Annotated in this window: 20 protein-coding genes and 1 pseudogene; 10 read left to right on the forward strand and 11 right to left on the reverse strand. The window is 70.7% G+C overall.

Annotated features, from left to right (window positions below; translation table 11 throughout):
* Nucleotides 1-28: 28 nt before the first annotated feature.
* On the forward strand, nt 29-331 hold the full coding sequence (locus ACIHEJ_RS21945) for a ferredoxin (protein WP_400138142.1): 303 nt from the start codon (nt 29-31) through the stop codon (nt 329-331).
* A gap of 15 nt (nt 332-346) precedes the next feature.
* Here ACIHEJ_RS21945 and ACIHEJ_RS21950 read toward each other — a convergent pair whose 3' ends face one another.
* From ACIHEJ_RS21950 to ACIHEJ_RS21960, 3 genes are all read right to left on the reverse strand, one after another.
* Nucleotides 347-928, reverse strand: coding sequence for a hypothetical protein (locus ACIHEJ_RS21950; RefSeq protein ID WP_400138144.1), 582 nt, complete (start codon nt 926-928; stop codon nt 347-349).
* A 240-nt stretch (nt 929-1,168) separates the two neighbouring features.
* A complete protein-coding gene (locus ACIHEJ_RS21955) occupies nt 1,169-2,071 on the reverse strand; it encodes a tRNA (adenine-N1)-methyltransferase (RefSeq protein ID WP_400138146.1) in 903 nt (300 codons plus the stop codon).
* A gap of 38 nt (nt 2,072-2,109) precedes the next feature.
* Nucleotides 2,110-3,591, reverse strand: a complete 1,482-nt coding sequence (locus ACIHEJ_RS21960; protein ID WP_400138148.1) for a site-2 protease family protein — start codon at nt 3,589-3,591, stop codon at nt 2,110-2,112.
* 178 nt (nt 3,592-3,769) lie between these two features.
* Here ACIHEJ_RS21960 and ACIHEJ_RS21965 point away from each other — a divergent pair, with 178 nt between their 5' ends.
* Together ACIHEJ_RS21965 and ACIHEJ_RS21970 are read left to right on the forward strand one after the other, a co-directional pair.
* Nucleotides 3,770-4,810, forward strand: coding sequence for a RecB family exonuclease (locus ACIHEJ_RS21965; protein ID WP_400138150.1), 1,041 nt, complete (start codon nt 3,770-3,772; stop codon nt 4,808-4,810).
* Between the two features lie 14 nt (nt 4,811-4,824).
* Nucleotides 4,825-5,496: a response regulator gene (locus tag ACIHEJ_RS21970; protein ID WP_400138151.1), complete on the forward strand. Its 672-nt coding sequence runs from the start codon at nt 4,825-4,827 to the stop codon at nt 5,494-5,496.
* An 85-nt stretch (nt 5,497-5,581) separates the two neighbouring features.
* Here the strand turns inward: ACIHEJ_RS21970 and ACIHEJ_RS21975 are convergent, their stop codons facing one another.
* The 4 genes from ACIHEJ_RS21975 to metH all read right to left on the reverse strand — a co-directional run bounded on the left by ACIHEJ_RS21975 (nt 5,582) and on the right by metH (nt 13,818).
* Nucleotides 5,582-7,162, reverse strand: a complete 1,581-nt coding sequence (locus ACIHEJ_RS21975) for an ABC transporter substrate-binding protein (protein ID WP_400138152.1) — start codon at nt 7,160-7,162, stop codon at nt 5,582-5,584.
* A gap of 96 nt (nt 7,163-7,258) precedes the next feature.
* On the reverse strand, nt 7,259-8,863 hold the full coding sequence (locus ACIHEJ_RS21980; RefSeq protein WP_400138153.1) for an ABC transporter substrate-binding protein: 1,605 nt from the start codon (nt 8,861-8,863) through the stop codon (nt 7,259-7,261).
* A 436-nt stretch (nt 8,864-9,299) separates the two neighbouring features.
* Complete coding sequence (locus tag ACIHEJ_RS21985) at nt 9,300-10,001, reverse strand: HAD family hydrolase (protein ID WP_400138154.1); 702 nt, start codon at nt 9,999-10,001, stop codon at nt 9,300-9,302.
* A 301-nt stretch (nt 10,002-10,302) separates the two neighbouring features.
* Nucleotides 10,303-13,818 (reverse strand): methionine synthase, encoded by a 3,516-nt coding sequence (gene metH / locus ACIHEJ_RS21990; RefSeq protein WP_400138155.1) that lies wholly within the window; start codon nt 13,816-13,818, stop codon nt 10,303-10,305.
* 330 nt (nt 13,819-14,148) lie between these two features.
* On the opposite strand from metH, the gene ACIHEJ_RS21995 reads away from it, so the two are divergent.
* The 6 genes and pseudogenes from ACIHEJ_RS21995 to ACIHEJ_RS22020 all read left to right on the forward strand — a co-directional run bounded on the left by ACIHEJ_RS21995 (nt 14,149) and on the right by ACIHEJ_RS22020 (nt 21,187).
* The gene (locus tag ACIHEJ_RS21995) at nt 14,149-14,913 is read left to right on the forward strand and encodes an IclR family transcriptional regulator (protein ID WP_400138156.1); all 765 of its coding nucleotides are present in this window, start codon (nt 14,149-14,151) and stop codon (nt 14,911-14,913) included.
* Between the two features lie 345 nt (nt 14,914-15,258).
* Nucleotides 15,259-16,053: an MIP/aquaporin family protein gene (locus ACIHEJ_RS22000; protein ID WP_400138157.1), complete on the forward strand. Its 795-nt coding sequence runs from the start codon at nt 15,259-15,261 to the stop codon at nt 16,051-16,053.
* 64 nt (nt 16,054-16,117) lie between these two features.
* Entirely contained in the window at nt 16,118-17,656 is a 1,539-nt protein-coding gene (gene glpK / locus ACIHEJ_RS22005) for a glycerol kinase GlpK (RefSeq protein WP_400138158.1), read from the forward strand.
* 47 nt (nt 17,657-17,703) lie between these two features.
* Nucleotides 17,704-19,320 carry an FAD-dependent oxidoreductase gene (locus ACIHEJ_RS22010; RefSeq protein ID WP_400138159.1) on the forward strand — a complete coding sequence of 539 codons (1,617 nt, stop codon included), beginning with the start codon at nt 17,704-17,706 and terminating at the stop codon, nt 19,318-19,320.
* 167 nt (nt 19,321-19,487) lie between these two features.
* Nucleotides 19,488-20,020 (forward strand): annotated as a pseudogene (locus ACIHEJ_RS22015) (SMI1/KNR4 family protein); the annotation flags it as partial.
* Nucleotides 20,021-20,263: 243 nt separating this feature from the next.
* Nucleotides 20,264-21,187, forward strand: a complete 924-nt coding sequence (locus ACIHEJ_RS22020; protein ID WP_400138160.1) for a PAC2 family protein — start codon at nt 20,264-20,266, stop codon at nt 21,185-21,187.
* A 63-nt stretch (nt 21,188-21,250) separates the two neighbouring features.
* Here ACIHEJ_RS22020 and mshC read toward each other — a convergent pair whose 3' ends face one another.
* The 4 genes from mshC to ACIHEJ_RS22040 form a co-directional block, all read right to left on the reverse strand.
* Nucleotides 21,251-22,480 carry a cysteine--1-D-myo-inosityl 2-amino-2-deoxy-alpha-D-glucopyranoside ligase gene (gene mshC, locus ACIHEJ_RS22025; protein ID WP_400138161.1) on the reverse strand — a complete coding sequence of 410 codons (1,230 nt, stop codon included), beginning with the start codon at nt 22,478-22,480 and terminating at the stop codon, nt 21,251-21,253.
* Nucleotides 22,481-22,573: 93 nt separating this feature from the next.
* A complete protein-coding gene (locus ACIHEJ_RS22030; protein ID WP_400138162.1) occupies nt 22,574-23,401 on the reverse strand; it encodes an SCO1664 family protein in 828 nt (275 codons plus the stop codon).
* Nucleotides 23,365-23,955: a DUF3090 domain-containing protein gene (locus ACIHEJ_RS22035; RefSeq protein WP_366011014.1), complete on the reverse strand. Its 591-nt coding sequence runs from the start codon at nt 23,953-23,955 to the stop codon at nt 23,365-23,367. The genes ACIHEJ_RS22030 and ACIHEJ_RS22035 overlap by 37 nt, the downstream gene beginning before the upstream one ends.
* Before the next feature lie 91 nt (nt 23,956-24,046).
* Nucleotides 24,047-24,733 carry a histidine phosphatase family protein gene (locus ACIHEJ_RS22040; RefSeq protein WP_400138163.1) on the reverse strand — a complete coding sequence of 229 codons (687 nt, stop codon included), beginning with the start codon at nt 24,731-24,733 and terminating at the stop codon, nt 24,047-24,049.
* A gap of 62 nt (nt 24,734-24,795) precedes the next feature.
* On the opposite strand from ACIHEJ_RS22040, the gene corA reads away from it, so the two are divergent.
* Nucleotides 24,796-25,788, forward strand: a complete 993-nt coding sequence (gene corA / locus ACIHEJ_RS22045; RefSeq protein WP_400138307.1) for a magnesium/cobalt transporter CorA — start codon at nt 24,796-24,798, stop codon at nt 25,786-25,788.
* Nucleotides 25,789-25,855 lie beyond the last annotated feature (67 nt).

Genomic DNA, 25,855 nt, shown 5'->3' on the forward strand with positions numbered 1-25,855 from the left:
GCCGTCCGGCGATTCGACGGCAGGAGAGGTGACCGTGCAGCAGGAGGCCCCGGGCGGCGAGGCGCTGGAGGTCTGGATCGACCAGGACCTGTGTACCGGCGACGGGATCTGTGCCCAGTACGCGCCGGAGGTGTTCGAGCTGGACATCGACGGGCTGGCCTATGTGAAGGGCGCGGACGACGAGCTGCTGCAGGCCGCGGGGGCGACGACCCCGGTGCCGCTGCCGCTGTTGGCGGATGTGGTGGACTCGGCGAAGGAGTGTCCGGGCGAGTGCATCCATGTGCGCCGGGTCGCGGACGGGGTCGAGGTGTACGGGCCCGACGCGGACTGAGGCGGGGCGGCCGGGTCAGACGCTGTGGGTGTCGCCGGCGGTGGAGCGGAGGAACGCGGTGCCGTTCCATCGCCAGGTGACGGGGGTTTTCAGGTCGGGGCAGCAGTTGGGTACGGCGTCCGACGAGTAGCCGAGCAGGGTTGCGCCGACCGTCTTGGCGCGGATGGTGAAGTCGGTGACGGTGAGCCGGTCCTTGGGGTCGACGAGGGTGGCGACGATGCGTGGGGCGCCGCCGTCGGTGGGGCGGGTGAGGACGTAGACGCCGTCGGGTGGGGTGCCCATGGCGGAGTCGCAGTGCACGACGGCGACGGTTTCCGGCCTGCGGTCGCCGTCGAGGTCTCCGGTGGCTTTCTTAGCGACGACGGCTTTGACGGGGCCGCATTGCAGGGGGAAGGCCACGCCGGTGGTGCCGGGGGGTGCGACGGCGGCGGGTGCGGGGGTGGCCCGCGGGCCGGTGGCGGTCTGGGCGGCTGTGGCCGGGCTGGGCTGTACGACGGAGGAGAGCGCCACGACGCCGGCGACGGCGGTGGCGGTGGCGACCCAGTGGATGGGCCGGGTCTGGGCGTGGGCGAGCTCCGGAACGGCGGATTGCTGCACTAGGAGTGTCTCCTGTGAGGGCTGTGCCGGTGGGGTGGCCAGCATGGTGCCACACGTCACAGTGCGGGGGAACGGCGGGGTCCGGGATTTCCGCAGGCTGTGCGCCGTGCGCGGGCGTTCGGGAGCACGGGTGGTGCGGGGTCCTGGTGCTGTGTCAACGGACGGACGCCGTGCCCGAGTTCCCGTGGGGGGTGGGGAACTCGGGCACGGCGCCCTTGTGTTGTGCTCGGCGGGGGCCGGTCAGCGGCCGGTTCCGGCGTCGGCGTTGGGTCCTGCGTAGTCCTCGCCGTAGGCGCCCTTGGCGGGGCGGCGGCGGCGCATGGGCGGCTCGACGCCGTCGGCGAGGCGGCGGGCGGTGAGCAGGAAGCCGGTGTGGCCGATCATCCGGTGGTCGGGGCGGACGGCCAGGCCCTCGATGTGCCAGTTGCGGATCATGGTTTCCCAGGCGGTCGGCTCGTTGAAGCAGCCGATCTCGCGGATGGACTCCACGGTCCGGGCGAGCTGGGTGGTGGTGGCCACGTAGCAGCAGAGGATACCGCCGGGGACGAGTGCCTTGGAGACGGCCTCCAGGCATTCCCAGGGGGCGAGCATGTCGAGGATGACGCGGTCGACGTCGGTGTCGGACAGGTTGTCCTGGAGGTCGCCGACGGTGAGCTGCCAGGCGGGGTGGGGGCCGCCGAAGTAGCGTTCCACGTTCTGCTTGGCGATCTCGGCGAAGTCCTCGCGGCGCTCGTAGGAGTGCAGCATGCCCTGGTCGCCGATGGCGCGCAGCAGGAAGCTGCTGAGCGAGCCGGAGCCGACGCCGGCCTCGACGACGCGTGCGCCGGGGAAGATGTCGGCGAAGGCGAGGATCTGCCCCGCGTCCTTGGGGTAGACGACGGCTGCCCCGCGGGGCATGGACAGGACGTAGTCGGGGAGCAGGGGGCGCAGCGCGAGGTAGGCGACGTTGCCGGTGGTGCGGACAACGCTGCCCTCGGGAGCGCCGATCAGTTCGTCGTGCGGGAAGGAGCCCTTGTGGGTGTGGAAGTTCTTCCCGGCTTCGAGCGTGAACGTGTAGTGGCGGCCCTTGGGGTCGGTCAGCTGTACCTGGTCCCCGACCTTGAAGGGCCCGCGCCTGCGGGCGGCACCGGTCGGTTCGGACATGTGACCAGCCTACCGGCAGCTGGGCGGCCCGCCGACCACTAGCTGGGGCGGGCCATGGCCTTCACGAAGGCGCGCTCGACGTCGGCGGCGGAGAGGACGCCGTAGATCTCGCCGGACTCCTCGACCACCAGGTACTCGGTGGCGGGGGTGGCTCGCAGGGCGTCCAGCAGGTCTTCGCCGGCGAGCTCGGCGGAGACGCGCATGCCGTCGGTCAGCTCCTGGGCGAGGCCGCTGACGTCGACCCAGGGGCGGCGGTGCTCGGGTACGCCGACGATGGCGGATTCGCGGACGAGGGCGAGGGGGTGGCCGTCGGCGTCGACGACGACCAGGGCGCGGGCGCCGGCGGCGTTGGCGCGGCGCAGGGCCTCGGAGAGCGGGGTGTCGGTCTCGACGGGTACGGCGCGCCGGGTCAGGGTGCGGGCGCGTAGTTCGGGGAGGTGTTCGCGCAGCCGGGCCATGCGCAGGCTGTTTCCCGCGCCGGTCCAGATGATGGCGGCGAGGATGGCGGCGAGCAGGGCGTCGGTGACGGTGTCCATGCCGCCCGTGTCGGCGCTGTTCCCGCCGAGGGCGCCCGACTGGTTGAGCAGGGGCAGGCCGATGAGGACGGAGACGGCGAGGGCGCGGCCGACCCAGGCGGCGGCGACGGTGCCGCTCATCGGTTTGCCGGTGATCTTCCAGACGACGGCGCGGAGCATGCGGCCGCCGTCGAGGGGGAGGCCGGGCAGGAGGTTGAAGATCGCCACGATGAGGTTGGAGATCATCAGGCCGGCGAGGAGGACTCCGGGGACGGTGCCGGCCTCGACGGGTTTCATGGCGAGGTAGAACAGGCCGGCGAGGACGAGGGAGAGCAGGGGGCCGACGAAGGCGAGGACGAATTCCCGGCCGGGGGTCTCGGCCTCCTTCTCGATCTCCGAGACGCCGCCGAAGAACTGCAGCTGGATGCGGCGGACGGGGAGCTTGAAGCGGATCGCGGCGACCGTGTGGGCCAGCTCGTGGACCAGGACGGAGGCGTAGAAGGCGACCGCGAAGAACAGGGAGACCAGGTAGCGGGCGGCGCCCAGTTCGGGCAGCACCCGGTCGAGCTGGCCGCCGAAGACCCAGGTGATCAGTGCGGCGACCAGGAACCAGCTGGGTGCCACGTAGACCGGTACGCCGAAGGGGCGGCCCATGAGGATGCCGCCGCCGGGTTCTTTGGGCCTTGGCTGCGGGGGTTCGCCTTTGGCGATGCCGGAGTGGGCGAGGGAGCGGTGTTCCTGTGCGGGGTCGGGTGTCGGTGCGTCCGCGGAGGGGCCGCGGTGGGTGGCGTCGGTCCCGGTGCCGGTGTCGTCGGTGTCCGGGGCGCGGTCGGTGCGGGGGGTGTCCTCGGGGGGCCTCGGGGTCTCGGGGGGCGTCGGGGTCTCGGGGGGCGTCGGCCCGGGGTGGCCGGTGGGTCCGGTCGCCGGGGTCGTAGGACCTGCGGGGTGCTCGGCCGGCTCGTCGTTGCCGGACCGCGGCTGCCCGCTCCCGCCGCTCACGTCCACGGTGTCCCCTCGTTCGAAGCGTCTTCCGTACCTGCCGGACGGAAGGGTCTCTCGTCGATGGTATGCGGCCGTGGTGGCGTGTTTCGCCCCGGCACCCCTTGTGTTCGCCCCGTGGTCGCACGGGCGGCGCGGGCGGGGACTGGGTGACTGTCAGTGGTGGGCCGTAAGGTCTGTGGACATGGACAGCAGCATCGAGGACACGGAAGCCGTGCCGGGCGGGGCCGGTTCCGCGGCGGGGGGCTCCGTGCCGGGGGCGGTGGAGGGGGGCGCGCACGCACCGGAGACGGCGGGGGCGGTGGCGCCCCGAGCTGAGGAGGCCGGCCCCGGGGTGCCGGTGGGTGTCCCCGGCGTGGGGGGTGGCCGTGGCGCCGTCGCGCCCACTTCCCTGTCGCCCTCTCGGGCCAGTGACTTCATGCAGTGTCCGTTGCTGTACCGGTTCCGGGTGATCGACCGGTTGCCGGAGAAGCCGAGCGAGGCGGCGACTCGGGGCACGTTGGTGCATGCGGTGCTGGAGCGGCTGTTCGACGCGCCGGCCGGGGAGCGGACCGCGCCGCGGGCGAAGGCGCTGATCCCGGAGCAGTGGGACCGGTTGCGGGAGAGCAGGCCCGAGGTGGGTGAGTTGTTCGCCGACGATCCGGAGGGTGAGCGGCTGGCCCGGTGGCTGACCGAGGCCGAGCGGCTGGTCGAGCGGTGGTTCACGCTGGAGGATCCGACGCGTCTGGAGCCGGCCGAGCGGGAGCTGTTCGTCGAGGCCGAGCTGGAGTCGGGGCTGCGGCTGCGCGGGATCATCGACCGGGTGGACGTGGCGCCGACCGGCGAGGTGCGGATCGTCGACTACAAGACGGGCAAGGCGCCTCGGCCCGAGTACGCCGAGGGCGCGCTGTTCCAGATGAAGTTCTACGCCCTGGTCGTCCGGCGTCTGAAGCAGGTGATCCCGCGCCGGCTGCAGCTGGTCTACCTGGGCAGCGGGGACGTGCTGACGTACGACCCGGTCCCGGCCGACCTCGAGCGGGTCGAGCGCAAGCTGCACGCGCTGTGGCAGGCGATCCGTCAGGCGACGGAGACCGGTGAGTGGCGGCCCCGGCCGACCAAGCTGTGCGGCTGGTGCGACCACCAGGCGCGCTGCCCGGAGTTCGGCGGCACTCCCCCGCCCTATCCGCTGCCGGTGAGGGCGGCGGAGTCGGGCGGTGCGGCGCAGGGCAGAATGGGGCCGGACTAGCGAAGGAGTGTCACGTGGCCATCCGCGTCCTACTGGTCGACGACCAGCCTCTGCTGCGTACGGGTTTCCGGATGATCCTGGAGGCCGAGCAGGACATCGCGGTCGTGGGCGAGGCCGGTGACGGTCTGCAGGCCCTCGATCAGGTACGGGCCCTGCAGCCGGACGTGGTCCTGATGGACATCCGTATGCCGCGGATGGACGGGGTGGAGGCGACCCGGCAGATCACCGGGCCGGACCGGTCCGGACCGGCGAAGGTGCTGGTGCTGACCACGTTCGACCTGGACGAGTACGTGGTGGAGGCGCTGCGGGCCGGGGCGAGCGGCTTCCTGCTGAAGGACGCGCCCGCCAACGAGCTGGTGCAGGCGATCCGGGTGGTCGCGGCCGGTGAGGCGATGCTGGCGCCGAGCATCACACGTCGGCTGCTGGACAAGTACGCCACGCATCTGCCGTCCGGTGAGGAGCCGGTGCCGGACACGCTGACCACGCTCACCGACCGTGAGGTGGAGGTGCTGAAACTGGTGGCGCGCGGGCTGTCGAACGCCGAGATCGCCGCGGATCTGTTCGTGAGCGAGACGACGGTGAAGACGCATGTGGGGCATGTGCTGACCAAGCTGGGCCTGCGGGACCGGGTGCAGGCGGCGGTGTACGCCTACGAGAGCGGTCTGGTGCGCCCCGGCGCGCAATAGGGTCTTGCCCGTGACGGCGAAGGGCGCCCCTCCCGCGCGGGAGGGGCGCCCTTCGCCGTCGTGACCGACCGGGCCGTGTCCGGTGTCAGCTCTTGCTGAGTTCCCAGAACCGGAACACCGTCGAGGCGTCCAGGCAGTACTCCAGGCCGTAGACGCCGTCGCGGGCGACCGCGTACTGCTTGGCCTGCCAGACCGGCAGGACGGGCAGTTCGGCGGCGACGATGTTCTGCAGCCGGCCGAAGTCCTTGTCGGTCGCGGCACGGTCGCTCTGGGCGGCCGTGCCGGGGATGAGGGAGCCGGTGATGGTGCTGTTGCTGTAGCGGTTGTCCAGCACGTTGCCCTTGCCGAAGAACGGGGCGGTGAAGTTGTCCGCGTCCGGGTAGTCGGGCACCCAGCCCTTGACGTACACGCCGTACTTGCCGGCCGCGATGTCCTTCTCGTACTGGTCGAAGGCGACGGACTTCACGTCGGCGTCGAAGAGCCCGCTGGCGTTGAGCTGACCGGCGATGGCCTTCAGTTCCTCGTCGGTGGCGGGGCCGTAGCGGGACGGCGTGGACCACAGGGTGAGCTTGACCTTGCCGGTGACGCCGTCGGCCCGCAGCGCGGCGGCGGCCTTGGCCCGCGAGGGACGGGCGCCGTAGGTGTCGAAGAAGGCCGTGTTGTGGCCCACGATGCCCGCCGGGATGATCGAGTACAGCGGGGTGGCGGTGCCCTGGTAGACGTTCTTGATGAGGGCGTCGCGGTCGAGGAGGTAGGCGATGGCCTTGCGGACGCCGAGCCTTCCGGCGACCGGGTCCTTCACGTTGAAGACCAGGTGCTGGACCTCGGCGCTGCTGCCCTCGATGACGTCGACGCCCTTGCTGTCGTCCTGCTTGTCGAGGCCGGCGATGTCGGAGGCGGGCAGGCCTCGGTAGGCGATGTCGACGCTTCCGTCGAGCAGTGCCTTCTTCAGGGCGGTGCGGTCGCCGTGGAAGAACTTCAGGGTGATGCCGGAGTTCTTGACCTTGGCGGTGCCCTTGTAGTTGCCGTTGACCGAGAAGACCGCCTGGTCGTCGTCGAAGGAGTCCAGCTCGTAGGGACCGGAGCCGACGGCCTTGTGGTCGGTGCGCAGGCCGTTGGCGTCGTACTGGCGGTGGTCCACGACGGAGCCGGCGCCGGAGGCGAGCTTGCTGGGGAAGGTGGCGTCGGGGACCTTCAGATGGAAGACGACCGTCTTCGCGTCCGGTGTCTCGACGTCGCCGAGCATCGGGAACATGATCGCGGGGCCGGCGGAGTCGTTGATCTTCAGCATGCGGTCGAAGGAGAACTTGACGTCCTCGGAGGTGAGGGCGTCACCGTTGCTGAACTTCAGGCCGTCCTTCAGCTCGCACTTGTAGACCATGGCCCGGGTGTCGGTGAAGGTGCACTGTCTCGCCAGTTCGGGCTGGGGTTCGGTGCCGCCCTTGGGGAAGCTCAGCAGCGACTGGAAGACGTTGTCGAACAACAGCCAGGAGCCGGGGTCGTAGCCGGAAGCCGGGTCCGTGGCGAGGACGTCGTCGGACATCCCCAGCACCACGGAAGAGCCGGTACCCCCGGATTCACCGGACTCCGAGCCACAGCCGGTCAACAGGCCGGAGGCCAGTCCCGCCACGATGGGCAGGACTGGCCACTGGTTGCGCATGTTCACTTGAAATGTGCCTTGTCGTCGGTTCGTCACCCCGGGGCCACCGTCCTGGCCCCGGGTTCCGGGGCAGCCGTCCCTGGTCCCCGGATGAGAGAGCCGTCAGCCGCTCACACCACGGCCGAGCTCCCACAGCTGAAGCGTCGAGGAGGAGTTGAGGGCGTACGCGGTGCCCGTGATGTCGTCCCGTGCGGCGACATACTGCTTGCCCTGCCACAGCGGCAGGACCGGGACGTCCTCTGCGACGGTGTCCTGGATGGCGGTCAGGCTCTTGGAGGCGCTGAGCCGGTCGGCCTCGCGGCGGGACTGCGGGATCAGCGTGCGCTGGATGGTGCTGTTGGAGTACGGCGAGCCGAGGAAGTTGTCCTTGTCGAGGAAGGGCGCGAGGAAGTTGTCGGCGTCCGGGAAGTCGGGGAACCAGCCCATGCCGTAGACGTCGTACTGGCCCTTCCGCTCGGCGGGCCGGAAGGTCTCCCAGGGGTGGCCCTGGATGGAGGCGTCGAACAGGCCACTGTCGTTGAGCTGCTTCTGCAGGATCTCGAACTCCTGCTTGGTGGCCGAGCCGTAGTGGTCGGTGGTGTAGTGCAGGGTCAGCTTCACCGGGGTGGTGATGCCGGCCTTGGTGAGCAGGTCCTTGGCCTTGGCGACGCTGGGGTTGCCGTACTTGTTGAAGAACGCATTGGAGTGGCCGGTGACCGTGGCCGGGACCAGCGAGTACAGCGCCTCGGCCTGGGTGCCGTAGACCTTGGAGACCAGTTCGCCGCGGTTGATGAGCTGGGCCATGGCCTGCCGCACGGCCTTGGACTTCACGCTGGGGGCGTCGGTGTTGAAGGCCAGGTAGCGGATCTCGAGGCCCGGCATGTCGACCAGATCGACGTTCTGGTCGGTGCCGGCGTCCAGCTTCTGGATCTGCGCGGGCGACATGGTGCGGGTCATCACGTCGACGCCGCCCTTGTCGATGGCGGCGCTCATGGCCTCGGCGCTGTCGAAGGAGCGCAGCACGACCTTGTCGTTGTTCACCTTCACGGCACCCTTGTAGGAGGGGTTCTTGGTGAAGGTGGCGCTGGCCATCGCGTTGCCGTTGACGTCCGCGTGGAAGGTGTAGGGGCCGGAGCCGTCCACGTCGAAGCCGTCGCGCAGCTTGTCCTTCTCGTAGTCCTTCGGGTCGATGATGCCCGCGACCGGGGTGGACAGCTTGTACGGGAAGGTGGCGTCGGCGGTCTTGAGGTGGAAGATGACCTCGCGGTCGCCCTGGGTCTCGATGGTGTCGATGGTGTTCAGCAGGGCTGCCACACCACTGTCGGCCTTGATCCGCAGGGCACGCTCGATGGAGTACTTGACGTCCTGGGCGGTCACCGCGTCGCCGTTGGCGAACTTCAGTCCGTCGCGGAGCCGGCAGGCGTAGCGCTCGCTGCCGCTGTCGGTGAAGGAGCAGCTCTCGGCGGCGTCCGGGACCGGGTCGCCCTCGCCCTTGGGCTGGGCCATCAGGGTCTGCACGGTCTGGCGCAGGATGTTCCACGTGCCGACGTCGTAGGCGTAGGCCGGGTCGATGGGCGCGGGGGCGTCGTGGGTGGCGGTGAACCGGTCCGTGGTACCGACGACGATGGCGTCGCCGCTCTTGCTCCCGCTGTCGGATCCGCCGCACGCGGCGAGAACCGGGGTGAGCAGGCCGGCCACCGCCGGCAGCACCAAAGTCTTGCGGTTCATGCGGGAGTTTCTCCAGAGCTGTTCGAGTCCGTGTAACCGGCATGCAGGGGTGGTGCGGCGGCTCACGGGGGGTTGCGGCGATGTTCTCGCGATGAGATTAGTCCGCGCCCGCAGGAGGGCTCACGGCCCCGTGAGTTGACCCCCCATCACGCAGAGAAACCGGTTGCGGACACACCGAAAACCCGACAGCGGCAGGATTAGTGCAGCATCCCACCAATCGGGACACAAGGATCCACCGATCCCGCACGAACGGGACGCTTCAGCACGCTCGGCCCGGCGTTGTCGAGGCCGGTCGGCGTGGGAAACGTCACACTTCCAACTGTGCGGCCGGTCAGTGGAATTCGGCCGGGCGGCCCGCCGGGAATTCCCCCCGGGTGTACTTCCCCGGAAATTTGTCCAACCCCCCGGATGAACGCCTTGCACGCTGGGTGAACGGCTATCCCATTTCCGTCATCAGGCCGCGCAGAAATGTCAGGTCGACCTCTTCCAGGGAGGTGACCACGGTGCGCCCGGCGGCCGGGCTGATGGGCGCGATGGAGGGTACGGCGACCACCCGGCAGCCCGCGGCCTCCGCGGCGGCGACACCGGTCGCGGTGTCCTCGACCACGGCGCACCTGGTGGGGGCCGCACCGAGCTTGGCGGCGGCGAGCAGGTAGGGGTCCGGGAACGGCTTGGTGCGCGAGACCTCGTCGCCCGCGATGGAGAGGTCGAAGTGGTGCGGGCCCAGCACGGTCAGCACACGGTCGATGATGCGCCGGTGGGAGGCGGAGACCAGGGCCGTGGGGATGGCGTGCTCGTGCAGCTCGGTGAGCAGCCTGGCGGCGCCCGGCATCAGCGGCAGGGCCCGGCCGATACGGTCCTCGAATCCGTCGTTGAGCAGCACCGTGAGGTCGGCGAGGGTGATGTCGGCGCCGGTGGCCTCGATGAGGAAGCCGGCACTGCGGGTCATGGGGCCGCCGACCACGACGTGCCGCCAGGACTCGTCCAGGGTGTGGCCGAGCGCCGCGAAGACCTCGACCTCGACGTCCCACCAGAATCCCTCGGTGTCCACCAGGGTGCCGTCCATGTCGAGGAGTACCGCCTCCAGGGCAGAGCCTTCGGCCGTACAGGTTCCGAGCGCGGGGACCGTGCTGGTCATCCGGGCGCACCTCCTTGAGGGACGACCAGGCCGGTTCCCGTGCGGGGAACCGGCCTGCAGTGGACCGACCAGTGTACGACGATGCCGCCCGAAGCGCCTCGTTTATCACTCGCGGCCGGGGGTATCTCCTGGAACACCCCCGGCGCAGCCCAGAGGCCCTTCGGCATGCCGCAGCGAGGGCCGGCCGGAGCGTCCCGGAGGGGCGCGGGGAACCGCGCGGACAACCCGCTCCCTCCCACGCTCGCGCACGGGCGTACGCGGACCCGGCGGGCGGGCGGCAGCGGGCGGGTCCCGGGAGGGCTCAGCGGGCGTTGAAGTACTTCGCCTCCGGATGATGGATCACGATCGCGTCCGTGGACTGCTCCGGGTGGAGCTGGAACTCCTCCGAGAGGTGGACGCCGATCCGCTCCGGCTCGAGCAGCTCGGCGATCTTGGCCCGGTCCTCCAGGTCGGGGCAGGCGCCGTAGCCGAGGGAGAAGCGGGCGCCCCGGTACTTGAGGGCGAACATCTCCTCCATCTCGGCCGGGTCCTCGCCTGCGAAGCCGAGTTCCGCGCGGACGCGGGCGTGCCAGTACTCGGCGAGCGCCTCGGCCAACTGGACCGACAGGCCGTGGAGTTCGAGGTAGTCGCGGTAGGCGTTGGCCTCGAAGAGCTTCGCCGTCTCCTCGCCGATGCGCGAGCCGACGGTGACGACCTGCAGGCCGACCACGTCCGTCTCGCCCGACTCCTCCGGGCGGAAGAAGTCGGCCAGGCACAGCCGTCGGCCGCGGCGCTGGCGCGGGAAGGTGAACCGGGTGCGCTCGTTGCCCCGCTCGTCCAGGATGATCAGGTCGTCGTCCTTGGAGACACAGGGGAAGTAGCCGTAGACCACGGCCGCTTCGAGGAGGTTGTCGGTCTGCAGCCGGTCGAGCAGACCGCGCAGGCGCGGGCGGCCCTCGGACTCCACCAGCTCCTCGTACGTCGGCCCCTCACCGGTGCGGGCCTGCTTCAGCCCCCACTGGCCCTTGAAGAGGGCGCCCTCGTCCAGCCAGGACGCGTACTCCTTGAGCTGGATGCCCTTGACGATCCGGGTCTCCCAGAACGGGGGGGTCGGTACCGGGTTGTCGACGGCGACGTCGGAGCGGACGTGCCCCTCCTCCGGGCGCTCCTGGATCTCGACCGTGGCCGTGGGCCGCACCCGGCGCTGCTTGAGTTCGGGCAGCTTCGCGCCGGGGACGCCCCGCTTGACGCCGATGAGGGCGTCCATCAGGCGCAGGCCTTCGAAGGCGTCGCGGGCGTAGCGGACCTCGCCCTCGTAGACCTCGTGCAGGTCCTGTTCGACATAGGCGCGGGTGAGGGCGGCGCCGCCGAGGATGACCGGGAAGCGGGCGGCCAGGCCGCGCTGGTTGAGCTCCTCCAGGTTCTCCTTCATGATCACCGTGGACTTCACCAGCAGCCCGGACATGCCGATCACGTCCGCCCGGTGCTCCTCGGCGGCCTCCAGGATCGCCGAGACCGGCTGCTTGATGCCCAGGTTGACCACGTTGTAGCCGTTGTTGGACAAGATGATGTCGACCAGGTTCTTGCCGATGTCGTGCACGTCCCCGCGCACCGTGGCCAGCACGATCGTGCCCTTGCCCTCGGCGTCCGACTTCTCCATGTGCGGCTCGAGGTAGGCCACGGCGGCCTTCATCACCTCGGCGGACTGCAGCACGAACGGCAGCTGCATCTGGCCGGAGCCGAACAGCTCACCGACCACCTTCATGCCGTCCAGCAGGGTGTCGTTGACGATGTCCAGGGCCGGACGGTCCTCGAGGGCCGTGTCGAGGTCGGTTTCCAGGCCGTTGCGCTCGCCGTCGATGATGCGCCGCTTCAGCCGCTCCTCCAGCGGCAGTGCCGCCAGCTCCTCGGCCTTGCCCGCTTTCAGCGACTTCGCCGTGGCACCCTCGAACAGCTGCATCAGCTTCTGCAGCGGGTCGTAGCCGTCGCTGCGGCGGTCGTAGATCAGGTCCAGGGCGGTGGTGACCTCTTCGTCGCTGAACCGGGCGATGGGGAGGATCTTGGAGGCGTGGACGATCGCGGAGTCCAGGCCGGCCTTGACGCACTCGTCGAGGAAGACGCTGTTGAGCAGGATGCGGGCGGCCGGGTTCAGGCCGAAGGAGATGTTCGACAGGCCCAGCGTGGTCTGCACCGCCGGGTGGCGGCGCTTGAGCTCGCGGATCGCCTCGATGGTGGCCAGGCCGTCCTTGCGGGACTCCTCCTGACCGGTGCAGATGGTGAAGGTCAGGGCGTCGATGAGGATGTCCTCCTCACGGATGCCCCAGTTCCCGGTCAGGTCGGCGATCAGCCGCTCGGCGATCTCCACCTTCTTCTCCGGCGTGCGGGCCTGGCCCTCCTCGTCGATGGTCAGCGCGATCAGCGCCGCCCCGTGCTCCCGCGCCAGCTGCGTGACCTTGGCGAAACGGGAGTCGGGGCCGGCGCCGTCCTCGTAGTTCACCGAGTTGATCACCGCACGGCCGCCGAGCTTCTCCAGGCCCGCCTCGATGACGTCGACCTCGGTGGAGTCCAGCACGATCGGCAGCGTGGACGCGGTCGCGAAGCGGCCCGCCAGCTCCTCCATGTCGGCCACACCGTTCCGGCCGACGTAGTCCACGCACAGGTCGAGCATGTGCGCGCCCTCGCGGATCTGCTCCCTGGCCAGTTCCACGCAGTCGTCCCAGCGGCCCTCCAGCATGGCCTCGCGGAACTTCTTCGACCCGTTGGCGTTGGTCCGCTCACCGATGGCCAGGTAGGAGGTGTCCTGCCGGAACGGCACCGACTGGTACAGCGACGCCGCCCCCGGTTCGGGCTGCGGGTCGCGCTCGCCCGGGGTCAGCTCCCGGACGCGCTCGACGACCTGGCGCAGGTGCTCGGGGGTCGTACCGCAGCAGCCGCCGACCAGGGAGAGGCCGTACTCGCGGACGAAGGTCTCCTGCGCGTCGGCCAGCTCGGGCGCGGTCAGCGGGTAGTGGGCGCCGTCCTTGCCGAGGACCGGCAGGCCCGCGTTGGGCATGCAGGACAGGGGGATGCGGGCGTTGCGGGCGAGGTAGCGCAGGTGCTCGCTCATCTCGGCCGGACCGGTGGCGCAGTTCAGGCCGATCATGTCGATGCCCAGCGGCTCCAGCGCGGTCAGCGCCGCACCGATCTCCGAGCCGAGCAGCATCGTGCCGGTGGTCTCGACGGTCACGGACACGATCACCGGCAGGTCGAGGCCGAGGGCGGCCAGGCCGCGGCGGGCGCCGAGCACGGCCGCCTTGGTCTGCAGCAGGTCCTGGGTGGTCTCGACGAGCAGCGCGTCGGCGCCGCCGGTGACCAGGCCTTCGGCGTTGCGCTGGTAGGCGTCCCGCAGGGTGGTGTAGGGGGCGTGGCCGAGGGTGGGCAGCTTGGTGCCCGGGCCGATGGAGCCGAGGACCCAGCGGGGGCGGCCGTCCTTCGCCGTGAACTCGTCGGCGACCTCGCGGGCGACGCGGGCGCCGGCCTCGGACAGCTCGTGCACCCGCTCGGGGATGTCGTACTCGCCGAGCGCGGAGTGGTTGGCCCCGAAGGTGTTGGTCTCGACGCAGTCGACCCCCACCGCGAAGTACGCCTCGTGGACGGAGCGCACGATGTCGGGGCGGGTGAGGTTGAGGATCTCGTTGCAGCCCTCGAGCTGCTGGAAGTCGTCGAGGGTCGGGTCCTGGGCCTGGAGCATCGTGCCCATGGCTCCGTCGGCCACCACCACACGGGTGGCGAGCGCGTCTCGGAGCGCGGACACACGGGTCCGGCTGTCGGTCGTAGGGGACGTGGGCAACGAGGCCATGAAGGGGCTCCCTGGGATGCGACGGCTGTCGGCTATGCGGTTTCCCCGACGGGCAGGGATGCCGCACGGCGCCAGAGTAACCGGGAGTCGGCTTGGATGGGCACAGGCGTCCACGAGGCGGACGGGGGTGGCCCGTACGCCACAGCCCGGCCACGTGTGATGTAACAGGTGTCGTCCGACCATTAGCGGGAGGTCGGCATGGACCGGTAGTGTTCGACATTGCCGAACGGCGGGTAGCGGGACGTACGAGAGTGCACGACAAGGGTCGGCACCGGTGGGCGGAGCGCACCGGCGTTCGCCGGCAGTCGATGAAGCGGAGGCAGAACGGCGATGGCACGGAACATCCAGTCGCTCGAACGGGCGGCCGCGATGCTGCGGCTGCTCGGGGGCGGCGAGCGGCGGCTCGGCCTGTCGGACATCGCCTCGTCGCTCGGCCTCGCCAAGGGCACCGCCCACGGCATCCTGCGCACCCTCCAGCAGGAGGGTTTCGTGGAGCAGGACGACATCTCCGGTCGTTACCAGCTGGGCGCGGAGCTGCTCCGGCTCGGCACCACGTACCTGGACGTGCACGAGCTGCGGGCGCGGGCCCTGGTGTGGACCGACGACCTGGCCCGCTCCAGCGGGGAGAGCGTGTACCTGGGCGTGCTGCACCAGCAGGGCGTGCTGATCGTGCACCACGTCTTCCGGCCGGACGACAGCCGGCAGGTGCTGGAGATCGGGGCCATGCAGCCGTTGCACTCCACGGCCCTGGGCAAGGTGCTCTCCGCCTACGACCCGGTGGCGCACAGTGAGGTCCTGGAGGCGGACCGCAAGCCCTTCACGGACCGCACGGTGTGCGACGCCGACGCCTTCGAGCACGTTCTCGACGTCACGCGCGCGCGTGGGTACGCGGCGGACGTGGAGGAGACCTGGGAGGGCGTGGCGTCCGTCGCCGCGCCGATCCACGACCGGCGCCGTATGCCGGTGGGCGCGGTCGGCATCACCGGCGCGGTGGAGCGGCTGTGCCGCGAGGACGAGGTGCGCCCGGAGCTGATCGCGGCGGTGCGCGACTGCGCCCGGGCGGTGTCCAGGGATCTGGGCGCGGCGCGCTTCTGAGGCCTGCGGGCCGATCCGGGGGCGACCGGGACGCCGGGCGGCGTTCCGGTTCTCGCCATACCCTGAAATGGACATAACGGGCGAGTAGGTACGTCAACGGGCGAAGAGTGATAAGCGACAGCGATCAATAACGATCCTGTTTTCGATAACAGAACCCTTGACGCATGCGTAACGCCGAAGCAAGACTCCCGTCCATCGGTCGGCATTGTCGAACACCTACCGGCAATACGCGCTAGAGTGTGACAACGCCAAGGGCCGGCATCGCTCTCACCCCCGAGGGCGGCCAGAACCTCCGGTGGGACCCGGGGTTCTGCGACCCCTGGACGAAGGACAAAGGAGTCGCGGGTGTCCAGCTCCGACATCTTCATCGGCGAGACCATCGGTACCGCCATACTCATCCTGCTCGGCGGCGGCGTCTGCGCGGCCGTCACGCTGAAGGCCTCCAAGGCCCGTAACGCCGGTTGGCTCGCCATCGCCTTCGGGTGGGGCTTCGCCGTCATGACGGCCGTGTACATCTCCGGTCCCCTCTCCGGTGCCCATCTCAACCCGGCCGTGACCGTCGCCCTCGCCATCAAGAACAGCGACTGGAGCAACGTCCCGGTCTACTTCGCCGGTCAGCTGCTCGGCGCGATGATCGGCGCGGCCCTGGTGTGGGTGGCCTACTACGGCCAGTTCCACGCGCACCTGACCGACAAGGAGATCGTCGGCGGTCCGGGCGCGCAGGCCACCACGGCCAAGGCCGTCGAGGCCCAGGAGAAGGGCGCCGGCCCGGTCCTCGGCGTCTTCTCCACCGGTCCGGAGATCCGGAACGCGGTGCAGAACCTCGCCACGGAGATCATCGGCACCGTCGTGCTGATCCTCGCGGTCCTCACGCAGGGCCTGAACGACAAGGGCAACGGCCTCGGCGTCCTCGGCGGTCTGATCACCGCGTTCGTGGTGGTGTCGATCGGTCTGTCCCTCGGCGGCCCGACGGGCTACGCGATCAACCCTGCCCGTGACCTGGGTCCGCGCATCGTGCACGCCCTGCTGCCGCTGCCCAACAAGGGCGGCTCCGACTGGGCCTACGCCTGGATCCCGGTGGTCGGCCCGCTGATCGGCGGCGCTGTCGCCGCAGGCATATACAACGTCGCCTTCGCCTAGAGATCGTCTCGAAGCACACGCCGTACGTTCAGCCCCCTCACCACGGATCTTTCAGGAGCACACAGTGACCGACGCCCACACCGCAGGCCCGTTCATCGCGGCGATCGACCAGGGCACCACCTCCTCGCGCTGCATCGTCTTCGACCGTGACGGCCGGATCGTCGCCGTCGACCAGAAGGAGCACGAGCAGATCTTCCCGAAGCCGGGCTGGGTCGAGCACAACGCGAACGAGATCTGGACCAACGTCCAGGAAGTCGTCGCCGGAGCCATCCAGAAGGCCGGCATCACCCGGGACGACATCAAGGCCATCGGCATCACCAACCAGCGCGAGACCACCGTGCTGTGGGACAAGAACACCGGTGAGCCCGTCCACAACGCCATCGTCTGGCAGGACACCCGCACCGACGCCCTCTGCCGGGAGCTGGGCCGCAACGTCGGCCAGGACCGCTTCCGCCGCGAGACCGGTCTGCCGCTGGCCTCCTACTTCGCCGGGCCCAAGGCCCGCTGGCTGCTCGACAACGTCGACGGCCTGAAGGAGCGCGCCGAGGCGGGCGACATCCTCTTCGGCACCATGGACACCTGGGTCATCTGGAACCTGACCGGCGGTGTCAACGGCGGCAAGCACGTCACCGACGTCACCAACGCCTCCCGCACCCTTCTCATGAACCTGCACACGACGCAGTGGGACGAGAAGATCGCCGAGTCCATCGGCGTGCCGATGCAGATCCTGCCCGAGATCCGCTCCTCGGCCGAGGTCTACGGCGAGGTCACCGGCGGCAAGCTGGGCGACCTCATCGGCGGCATCCCGGTCGCCTCCGCGCTCGGTGACCAGCAGGCGGCCCTGTTCGGCCAGTGCTGCTTCTCCGAGGGTGAGACCAAGTCCACCTACGGCACCGGCACCTTCATGGTGATGAACACCGGTGACAAGATCATCAACTCGTACGCCGGTCTGCTGACCACGGTCGGTTACAAGATCGGTGACCAGCCGACGGTCTTCGCCCTGGAGGGTTCGATCGCCGTCACGGGCTCCCTGGTGCAGTGGATGCGCGACCAGATGGGCCTGATCTCCACCGCCGCCGAGATCGAGACCCTCGCGCTCTCGGTCGAGGACAACGGCGGCGCCTACTTCGTGCCGGCCTTCTCCGGCCTGTTCGCCCCGCACTGGCGCTCCGACGCCCGCGGTGTGATCGCCGGCCTGACCCGGTACGTCACCAAGGCGCACCTCGCGCGCGCCGTCCTGGAGGCCACCGCCTGGCAGACGCGGGAGATCGCCGACGCCATGGTGAAGGACTCCGGCGACGAGCTGGTGGCGCTCAAGGTCGACGGCGGCATGACCTCCAACAACCTGCTGATGCAGACCCTCGCCGACGTTCTGGACGCCCCGGTGGTGCGCCCGATGGTCGCCGAGACCACCTGCCTCGGCGCCGCCTACGCCGCCGGCCTCGCCGTCGGCTTCTGGTCCAGCACCGACGAACTGCGCGCCAACTGGCGCCGGGCCGCCGAATGGACCCCCCAGATGGACGCGGAGACCCGCGACCGTGAGTACAAGAACTGGCTCAAGGCCGTCGACCGGACCATGGGCTGGATCGAGGACGAGAGCTGAGCGGTCCCACCGGCTCAGACATCTCTGACGAGGAGTAAGTACCCGACATGACCAGTCAGTCCACCCTGAGTTCCGTGCCTGCCCTGGGGACGCACCCGGCCTCCGGCTCGAACCCGAGCCGGGCCGAGACCAGGGAGCAGCTCTCCAAGGCGTCGTACGACCTTCTTGTGATCGGCGGCGGCATCCTGGGCATCTCCACCGCCTGGCACGCCGCGCAGGCCGGTCTCAGGGTGGCGCTGGTCGACGCCGGTGACTTCGCCGGCGCCACCTCCTCCGCCTCCTCCAAGCTGCTCCACGGCGGTCTGCGCTACCTGCAGACCGGCGCGGTGAAGCTGGTGGCGGAGAACCACTTCGAGCGCCGTGCGGTCTCCCGTCAGGTGGCCCCCCACCTGGCGAACCCGCTCACCTTCTACCTCCCCGTGTACAAGGGCGGGCCGCACGGCGCGGCGAAGCTCGGCGCGGGCGTCTTCGCCTACTCCGCGCTCTCCGCGTTCGGCGACGGCGTCGGCCACCTGCTCTCCCCCGCCAAGGCGGCGCAGGACGTGCCCGAGCTGCGCACCGAGAACCTGAAGGCCGTGGCCGTGTACGGCGACGACCAGATGAACGACGCGCGGATGGCGCTGATGACGGTCCGCGCGGCCGTCGAGGCGGGCGCGGTCGTGCTCAACCACGCCGAGGTCAGCGGGCTGCGCTTCACGGGCGGCCGCGTCACCGGCGCCGACCTCAAGGACCGGGTCTCCGGCGAGGAGTTCGGGGTGAACGCCCGCCTGGTGCTGAACGCGACCGGCCCCTGGGTCGACCACCTGCGCCGGATGGAGGACCCGAACGCGGCGCCGTCCATCCGCCTGTCGAAGGGCGCGCACCTGGTCCTGAAGCGGACGTCCCCGTGGAAGGCCGCGCTGGCCACCCCCATCGACAAGTACCGCATCACCTTCGCCCTCCCCTGGGAGGACATGCTGCTGCTCGGCACCACCGACGAGGAGTACGAGGGCGACCCGGCGGACGTGTCCGTCAACGACAAGGACATAGCCCAGATCCTGGACGAGGCCGCGTTCTCCGTCCGGGACCAGCAGCTGGAGCGGGACCTCATCACCTACGCCTTCGCCGGCCTGCGGGTGCTGCCGGGCGGTCCCGGTGACACCGCCAAGGCCAAGCGCGAGACGGTCGTGACCGAGGGCAGGGGCGGCATGCTGTCCGTCGCGGGCGGCAAGTGGACCACGTTCCGGCACATCGGCCGTACGATCATGAAGAAGCTGGAGGCGCTGCCGGGTCACCCGCTCGGCGACGACTTCGAGCCCATCTCCTCGCTGCCGAGGAAGCTGCCGCTGCCCGGTGTCGCCAACCCGCGCGCGGTCGCGCACCGCCTGCTGGTGGACAACCCGGCGCCCGGCCCGCGCATGGCCGCCGACACCGCCAAGCACCTGGCCACCCACTACGGCTCCCTGGCCTTCGACATCGCCCGCCTGGCCAACGACGATCCGGCGCTGGCCGAGCGCGTCCACCCCGACGCCCCGGAGATCTGGGCGCAGGTCGTCTGGGCCCGTGACCACGAGTGGGCCGAGACGCCGGACGACGTGCTGCGCCGCCGGACGACGCTGACCATCCGCGGCCTGGCCACGGACGAGGTCCGGACGAAGGTGCAGGACCTGCTCGACAAGAAGTAGACCCGTGCGGCGGCCGGTCCCACCCCCCTGACCGGGACCGGCTCCGCCCGCACGCCGGACCCCGCCGCACCGGGTCCGGAACCGCGGAAGGGGCGGTCTTCGCCGGATGAGGCCGCCCCTTCCGTCTGCCCCGGGCCGTTGTCGGTGCCGGGTGTTTCCCTGGGGTCATGAACGACGACCAGGCGGATCCGGCGGAACTCGCACTCCTGCGGGAGGCGTTCGGTGTCGACGACGGGGGCGGGTCGGTACCGGGCCGGCAGGCGGTGCGGGCCTTCGAGGCGGAGCACGGGATGGTACTGCCCGAGCCGTACCGCACGTTCGTGTCGGAGGGGACCGACGGCTCGCTCCACGGGCCGCCGGAGCAGGGACTCCTGAGCCTCGTGAGAGTGCCGAGCCGCAGGAGGACCTCGGCAAACCGTTCCCGCTGACCCGGGCGTGGACATGGGAGGACGACGACGGCCCCTACGACGACCCGGACACCGTGATCGACCGGGTCTTCCGGCACGGTTCGCTCAGGCTCGGCACCGACGGCTGCGGAATGTCCTGGCGTCTCGTGGTCACCGGCCCGCACCGCGGTCACATATGGGTGATCACGGGCGAGGGCGCGGCACCTTTCGGCGCGGAGTTCGGTCACACCACCGCCGAGCCGGGCTTCACCGGCTGGGTGCGGCACTGGGCGGCCGGGCGGGAGTGGTTCGACGTGCCGCCCGCAGGACGGCCGCCGAGGGCTGTCCGGGACGGCACGGACCCGTGTCCGGTGGGGATCTCGCCCGGGGGGGGTCGGCCGCACCCTGCGCGAGCCTGCGTGCGGACGGGGGGTGTCCCGTGGTGGTGAACGGGGCAGTGATCCGGTCACTCCCCCGTGCAAGGGGGCTGCGGGCGCCCCCGCCGGACGCCGTAAGGTTGGTGGGTCAAGCGAGGGCACGTCGGAAGGAGGCACTGGGTGATCGAGCTGGAGGGGGTTCCCGAGCTGATCGACCCAGTCATGGTGGCCGCGTTCGAGGGCTGGAACGATGCCGGCGACGCCGCCTCCACGGCGGTCGCGCATCTGGAACGCGAGTGGAAGGGCGAGGTGTTCGCGGCGCTGGACGCCGAGGACTACTACGACTTCCAGGTGAACCGCCCCACAGTGTTCATGGACGCCGGTGTGCGCAAGATCACCTGGCCGACGACCCGGCTGTCGGTGGTCCGTGTCGGGGGCGAGAAGCCGCGCGACCTGGTGCTGGTCCGCGGGATCGAACCGTCCATGCGCTGGCGGTCGTTCTGCAACGAACTGCTGGGATTCGCGCACGAGCTGGGCGTGGAGCTGGTGGTCGTCCTGGGCGCCCTGCTCGGTGACACCCCGCACACGCGTCCGGTGCCGGTCAGCGGGGTCACGTCCGACCCGGACCTGGCCCAGCGGATGGACCTGGAGGAGACCAAGTACGAGGGCCCGACGGGCATCGTCGGCGTCCTGCAGGAGGCGTGCACGCACGCCGGTGTCCCGGCGGTGTCGCTGTGGGCTGCCGTGCCGCACTACGTCTCCCAGCCGCCCAACCCCAAGGCGACGCTGGCGCTGCTGAACCGCCTGGAGGACCTGCTCGACCTGCGCATCCCGCAGGGCGAGCTGCCCGAGGACGCGCGCGCCTGGCAGGTGGGCGTGGACCAACTGGCCGCCGAGGACAGTGAGGTCGCCGAGTACGTGCAGACGCTGGAGGAGGCCCGGGACACCGCGGACCTGCCGGAGGCGTCCGGTGAGGCGATCGCCCGCGAGTTCGAGCGGTATCTGCGGCGCCGGGACGTGGGCCCTCCCGGCGGCAAGCAGAGGCCTCCGGCCGCCGGTGGGGGCGGGACCAAGGAGGACGACGACGACAGTCCGGAGGACTGAGGTACGGAGCAGGGGCGCTTCCCCGGGGGGAAGCGCCCCTGCTTTCCGTCGCCGTGGCGGTGCTTAGAGGGCCACCCCGAGCAGCGCGTCCACCGCCCGCGTGACCACGCCCGGGGCGCCCGTGTCCGTGCCGCCCCTCTCCTCCTGGCGGGCCGCCCAGCGGTCCACAGCGGCGAGCGCGGTCGGGGCGTCCAGGTCGTTCGCCAGGGCCTCGCGGATCTCCTCCACGAGCGCGTCGGCGGACGGCCCGTCGGGCCGGGAGACGGCGGCGCGCCAGCGGCCGAGGCGGGCCACGGCGTCCTCGAGGACCTGGTCGGTCCACTCCCAGTCCGCGCGGTAGTGGTGGGCCAGCAGCGTCAGACGGATCGCGGCGGGGTCGACGCCGTCGCGGCGCAGCCGGGAGACGAAGACGAGGTTGCCCTTGGACTTGGACATCTTCTCGCCGTCCAGGGCGACCATGCCGGCGTGGACGTAGGCCTTGGCCATGGGGAACTCGGCGGTGAGCACCTGGGCGTGCGAGGCGCCCATCTCGTGGTGCGGGAAGGCCAGGTCGGAGCCGCCGCCCTGGACGTCGAAGCCCATGCCGAGGTGGTCGAGGGCGATGGCGACGCACTCGATGTGCCAGCCGGGGCGTCCCGGGCCGAGGGAGCGGCCGTCCCAGCTGGGCTCGCCCTCACGGGCCGCCATCCACAGCATCGGGTCCAGCGGGTTCTTCTTGCCCGGGCGGTCCGGGTCGCCGCCGCGCTCGGCGGACAGCAGCCGCATCGCTGCCGCGTCGAGGTTCGAGACCTTGCCGAAGTGCGGGTCGGACTCGACGGAGAAGTAGATGTCGCCCTCGAGCTCGTAGGCCGCGCCGAGTTCACGCAGCCGCTCCACGAGCGGGACGATGCCGGGTATCGCCTCGACGGCACCTATGTAGTGCTGCGGCGGGAGCATCCGCAGGGCGGTCATGTCCTCGCGGAAGAGGGCCGTCTCCTTCTCGGCGAGGGCGACCCAGTCGACGCCGTCCCGATCGGCCCGCTCCAGCAGCGGATCGTCGACGTCGGTGACGTTCTGGACGTAGTGGACCTGCCGCTTGGTGTCGAGCCACACGCGCTGAACGAGGTCGAACGCGTTGTAGGTCGCCGCGTGACCCATGTGGGTCGCGTCGTACGGCGTGATGCCGCAGACGTAGATACGGGCGACGGGACCGGGGTCGAGGGTGACGAGGCCGCCGGTCGCGGTGTCGTGGATCCTCAGGTCGCGGCCCTGACCAGGCAGGGCGGGGACCTCGGAAGCGGGCCAGGCATGCATGTACATGAGCCTAACCGGCGTCGAGCTGCGGATACGAACGGGATCGGGCCGGATGGCCGGTGAGGCCCTCTTGTGCATCGCCGGCCGGTGTGCTCAGACCGGTGGCCAGGGGATCGCGGGCCACTCCCCGCCGGGCTCCGGGTGCACGCCCGAGGCGAGCAGGGCGTCGACACGCGCGCGTGTGGCGTCGATCTCGGCCGGCGTGATGAGGGCGGCGAGCCGCTCGCCCAGTTCCCCGCCGAGGCCTTCCCGCAGCCCTTCGAGGGCGTCGACGGCGTCCGCCGTGAGCGGTTCCCCGGCCCAGCCCCACAGCAGGGTGCGCAGCTTGTCGTCGACGTTGAAGGTGACGCCGTGGTCGATGCCGTAGAGGCGGCCGTCGGCGGTGGGCAGCAGATGGCCGCCCTTGCGGTCGGCGTTGTTGATCACGGCGTCCAGGACGGCCATCCGGCGCAGCTGCTCGTCGTCGGCGTGCACCAGGAGTGCCGTACGGCCCTCGCCGACCTCGGCGAGGCCGATCGCCTTCCAGCCGGGCCCGGCTTCCTCGCCGTCGACCAGGGCGAGCAGCTCGGCCTCGGCGAGGACGTCGATCCACAGCTGGCACATGCCCTCGCCGTACGGCCCGTCGCGCAGGACGGTCGGCGGTACGAGTCCCCAGCCGGTGGCCTCGGAGACCTGGTAGGCGGCCACCTCGCGGCCTGCGAGGGTGCCGTCGGGGAAGTCCCACAGCGGACGTTCCCCGGCCACCGGCTTGTAGATGCAGGAGGCTTCCCGGCCGTCGTACGCGACCGTGCAGAACAGCGCCGCGTTGGACGCCTCGCGGATCCGGCCGCGCACGGTCAGCTCACCGTGCGCGAGCAGCTCGGCGGCTGCCGCGTCGGTGAGCGTCACGCTCCTCGGCGGTATCCGTTCTGGCGCGGACATACGTGTCCTTCCGGGTCGAGCGGGAGGCTGCACAGCGGGCACGGCGGCCGCCCGGCGTTGACGATGTCGAGGGCACGCTTGGCGAAGGCCCTGGCCTGCGCGCCGGTCAGCCGGACCCGCAGCATGGGGGGCCCGTTCTCCTCGTCCTGGAGCAGCCGCTCCTCGGCCTCGGCGAGGTCCTCCTCGGTGTCGGCCTCCAGCTCCACCAGGGCCTGCGCCTCGACGATCATGCGCTGTTCCTCGCCGTCCCAGGCCAGCGCCATGGTGCCGACCCGGAACTCCTCCTCGATGGGGGTCTCGAGGGGCGCGCTGTCGGAGATCTCCGTGGGCGCCACGGCGGGGACGGCCGCGCTGCCGCCGCTGCGCCGTACGACCTCGTCGAGCAGTTCGTCCATGCGCTCGGCGAGCGCGGCGACCTGGGTCTTCTCCAGGACCACGCTGGTCACCCGGGGGCCTGCGGTGGCCTGGAGGAAGAACGTACGGCGCCCGGGCAGTCCGACCGTGCCGGCCACGAAACGGTCCGGCTGGTCGTAGAGGAACACCTGACGGGACACGTCCTGTCTCCATTGGATTCGAGAGTCTGTGCGGTGCGGGCCATGCTGGTACGCGACGGGGTGGACCGCTTCACCCTACTGCGGGCGACGATCACGGTGCGCCCGCACCACCCCCGACCGGTGCGTCGCCCTCGCCGGGTTCCTCGCGCGGGGCGAGCGAAGCGAAATCGCCGGTGTCGCCGAGGCGGACGAGAAAGGGCCGCAGGCGGGTGTAACGGATCGCGGTGACGGAACACGGCTCCACGGAGATCCGCTGGAAGAGGTCGAGATGGAGTCCGAGGGCGTCGGCGACGAGGGACTTGATGATGTCCCCGTGGGAGCACATGAGGTAGACGGCGTCGGCGCCGTGGTCGCGCTCCACGCGCGCGTTCCACTCGCGTACGGCCTCGGCGGCGCGGGTCTGCATGGCCCGCATGGACTCCCCGCCCGGGAAGGCGGCGGCCGACGGGTGCGCCTGCACCACGTCCATCAGCGGCTCGTCCTTCAGCTCGGCGAGCTTGCGGCCGGACCAGTCGCCGTAGTGGCACTCCCCGATCCGCTCGTCGGTGTGGACCCGCAGTTCCGGGCGGGCCTCGAGCAGCGGCCGTACGGTCTCCTGGCAGCGCTGCAGGGGGCTGGTGACGACCTCGGAGATCGGCAGGCCCGTGAGCCGTCCGGGCAGCGCGGCGGCCTGTGCGGCGCCGCGTTCGTCCAGGGCGACGCCCGGCGTCCAGCCGGCGAGCACGCCCGAGGTGTTGGCGGTGGAACGTCCGTGCCTTACGAGGATGAGCGTGGGCATGCGGCCCAGGGTAGGCGTATCGAGATATGCACCGGTGAACGGGCGAAGGGAGAATGCGCTCCGTGATCGTGGACTGCGCCATCTACCGGCATGGCCATCGCACCGAGGGGCCGGAGGACCTGTCCGACGCGCTCGCCGAGGCGCGGGCGGCGGGCGGATTCGTGTGGATCGGGCTGCACGAGCCGTCGGAACGGGAGTTCGACCTGGTCACGCGGGAGTTCGGGCTGCATCCGCTGGCGGTGGAGGACGCGCTCAAGGCGCATCAGCGGCCCAAGCTGGAGGTGTACGACGACTCGTTGTTCATGGTGCTCAAGCCGGTCGTGTACGAGCCGGAGAGCGACACCGTGTCGGCCGGCGAGGTCATGGTGTTCATCGGTGACTCCTTCGTGGTGACCGTCCGGCACGGCGAGGGCTCGCCGCTGGCGGCCGTACGGCGACGGCTGGAGGACGAGCCGGAGATGCTGGACAAGGGCCCGACCGCCGTGCTGTACGCGATCTCCGACGCCATCGTGGACCACTATCTGGAGGTGGCGACGGAGCTGGGGACCGACCTGGAGGAGCTGGAGGCGGAGGTGTTCCGGCCGGAGGGCGGCGGCTCGCGGAACACCGCGTCCCGGATCTACGGCTTCAAGCGGCAGGTCCTGGAGTTCCGCCGGGCCACCGGCCCGCTGGCGCTGCCGCTGACCCGGCTGGCGGGGAGCGGCCCGATGGGCGGGGAGCCGTTCGTGAACGACAAGGCGCGGCCGTTCTTCAGGGACGTGGGTGATCACCTCATGCGGGCGAACGAGTCCGTGGAGGCGCTGGACCGGCTGGTGTCGGACGTCCTGTCGGCGCACCTGGCGCAGATGAGCGTGCGGCAGAACGACGACATGCGGAAGATCTCCGCGTGGGCGGCGATGGCGGCGGTCCCCACGATGATCGCGGGGATCTACGGCATGAACTTCGACCACATGCCCGAGCTGCACTGGCTGTGGTCGTACCCGGCGGTGATCCTGCTGATGGCGCTGCTGGAGGTGCTGCTGTTCCGGCTGTTCAAGCAGCGCGGCTGGCTGTGAGACCGGCGGTGCGGCTCAGGCACGCCGTCGGCCGGGACGGTCCGGGGGTGCGGGCCGGCTCGGCCGA

It is taken from the genome of Streptomyces sp. NPDC052301 (assembly GCF_044593395.1).
Taxonomy (GTDB): Bacteria; Actinomycetota; Actinomycetes; order Streptomycetales; family Streptomycetaceae; genus Streptomyces.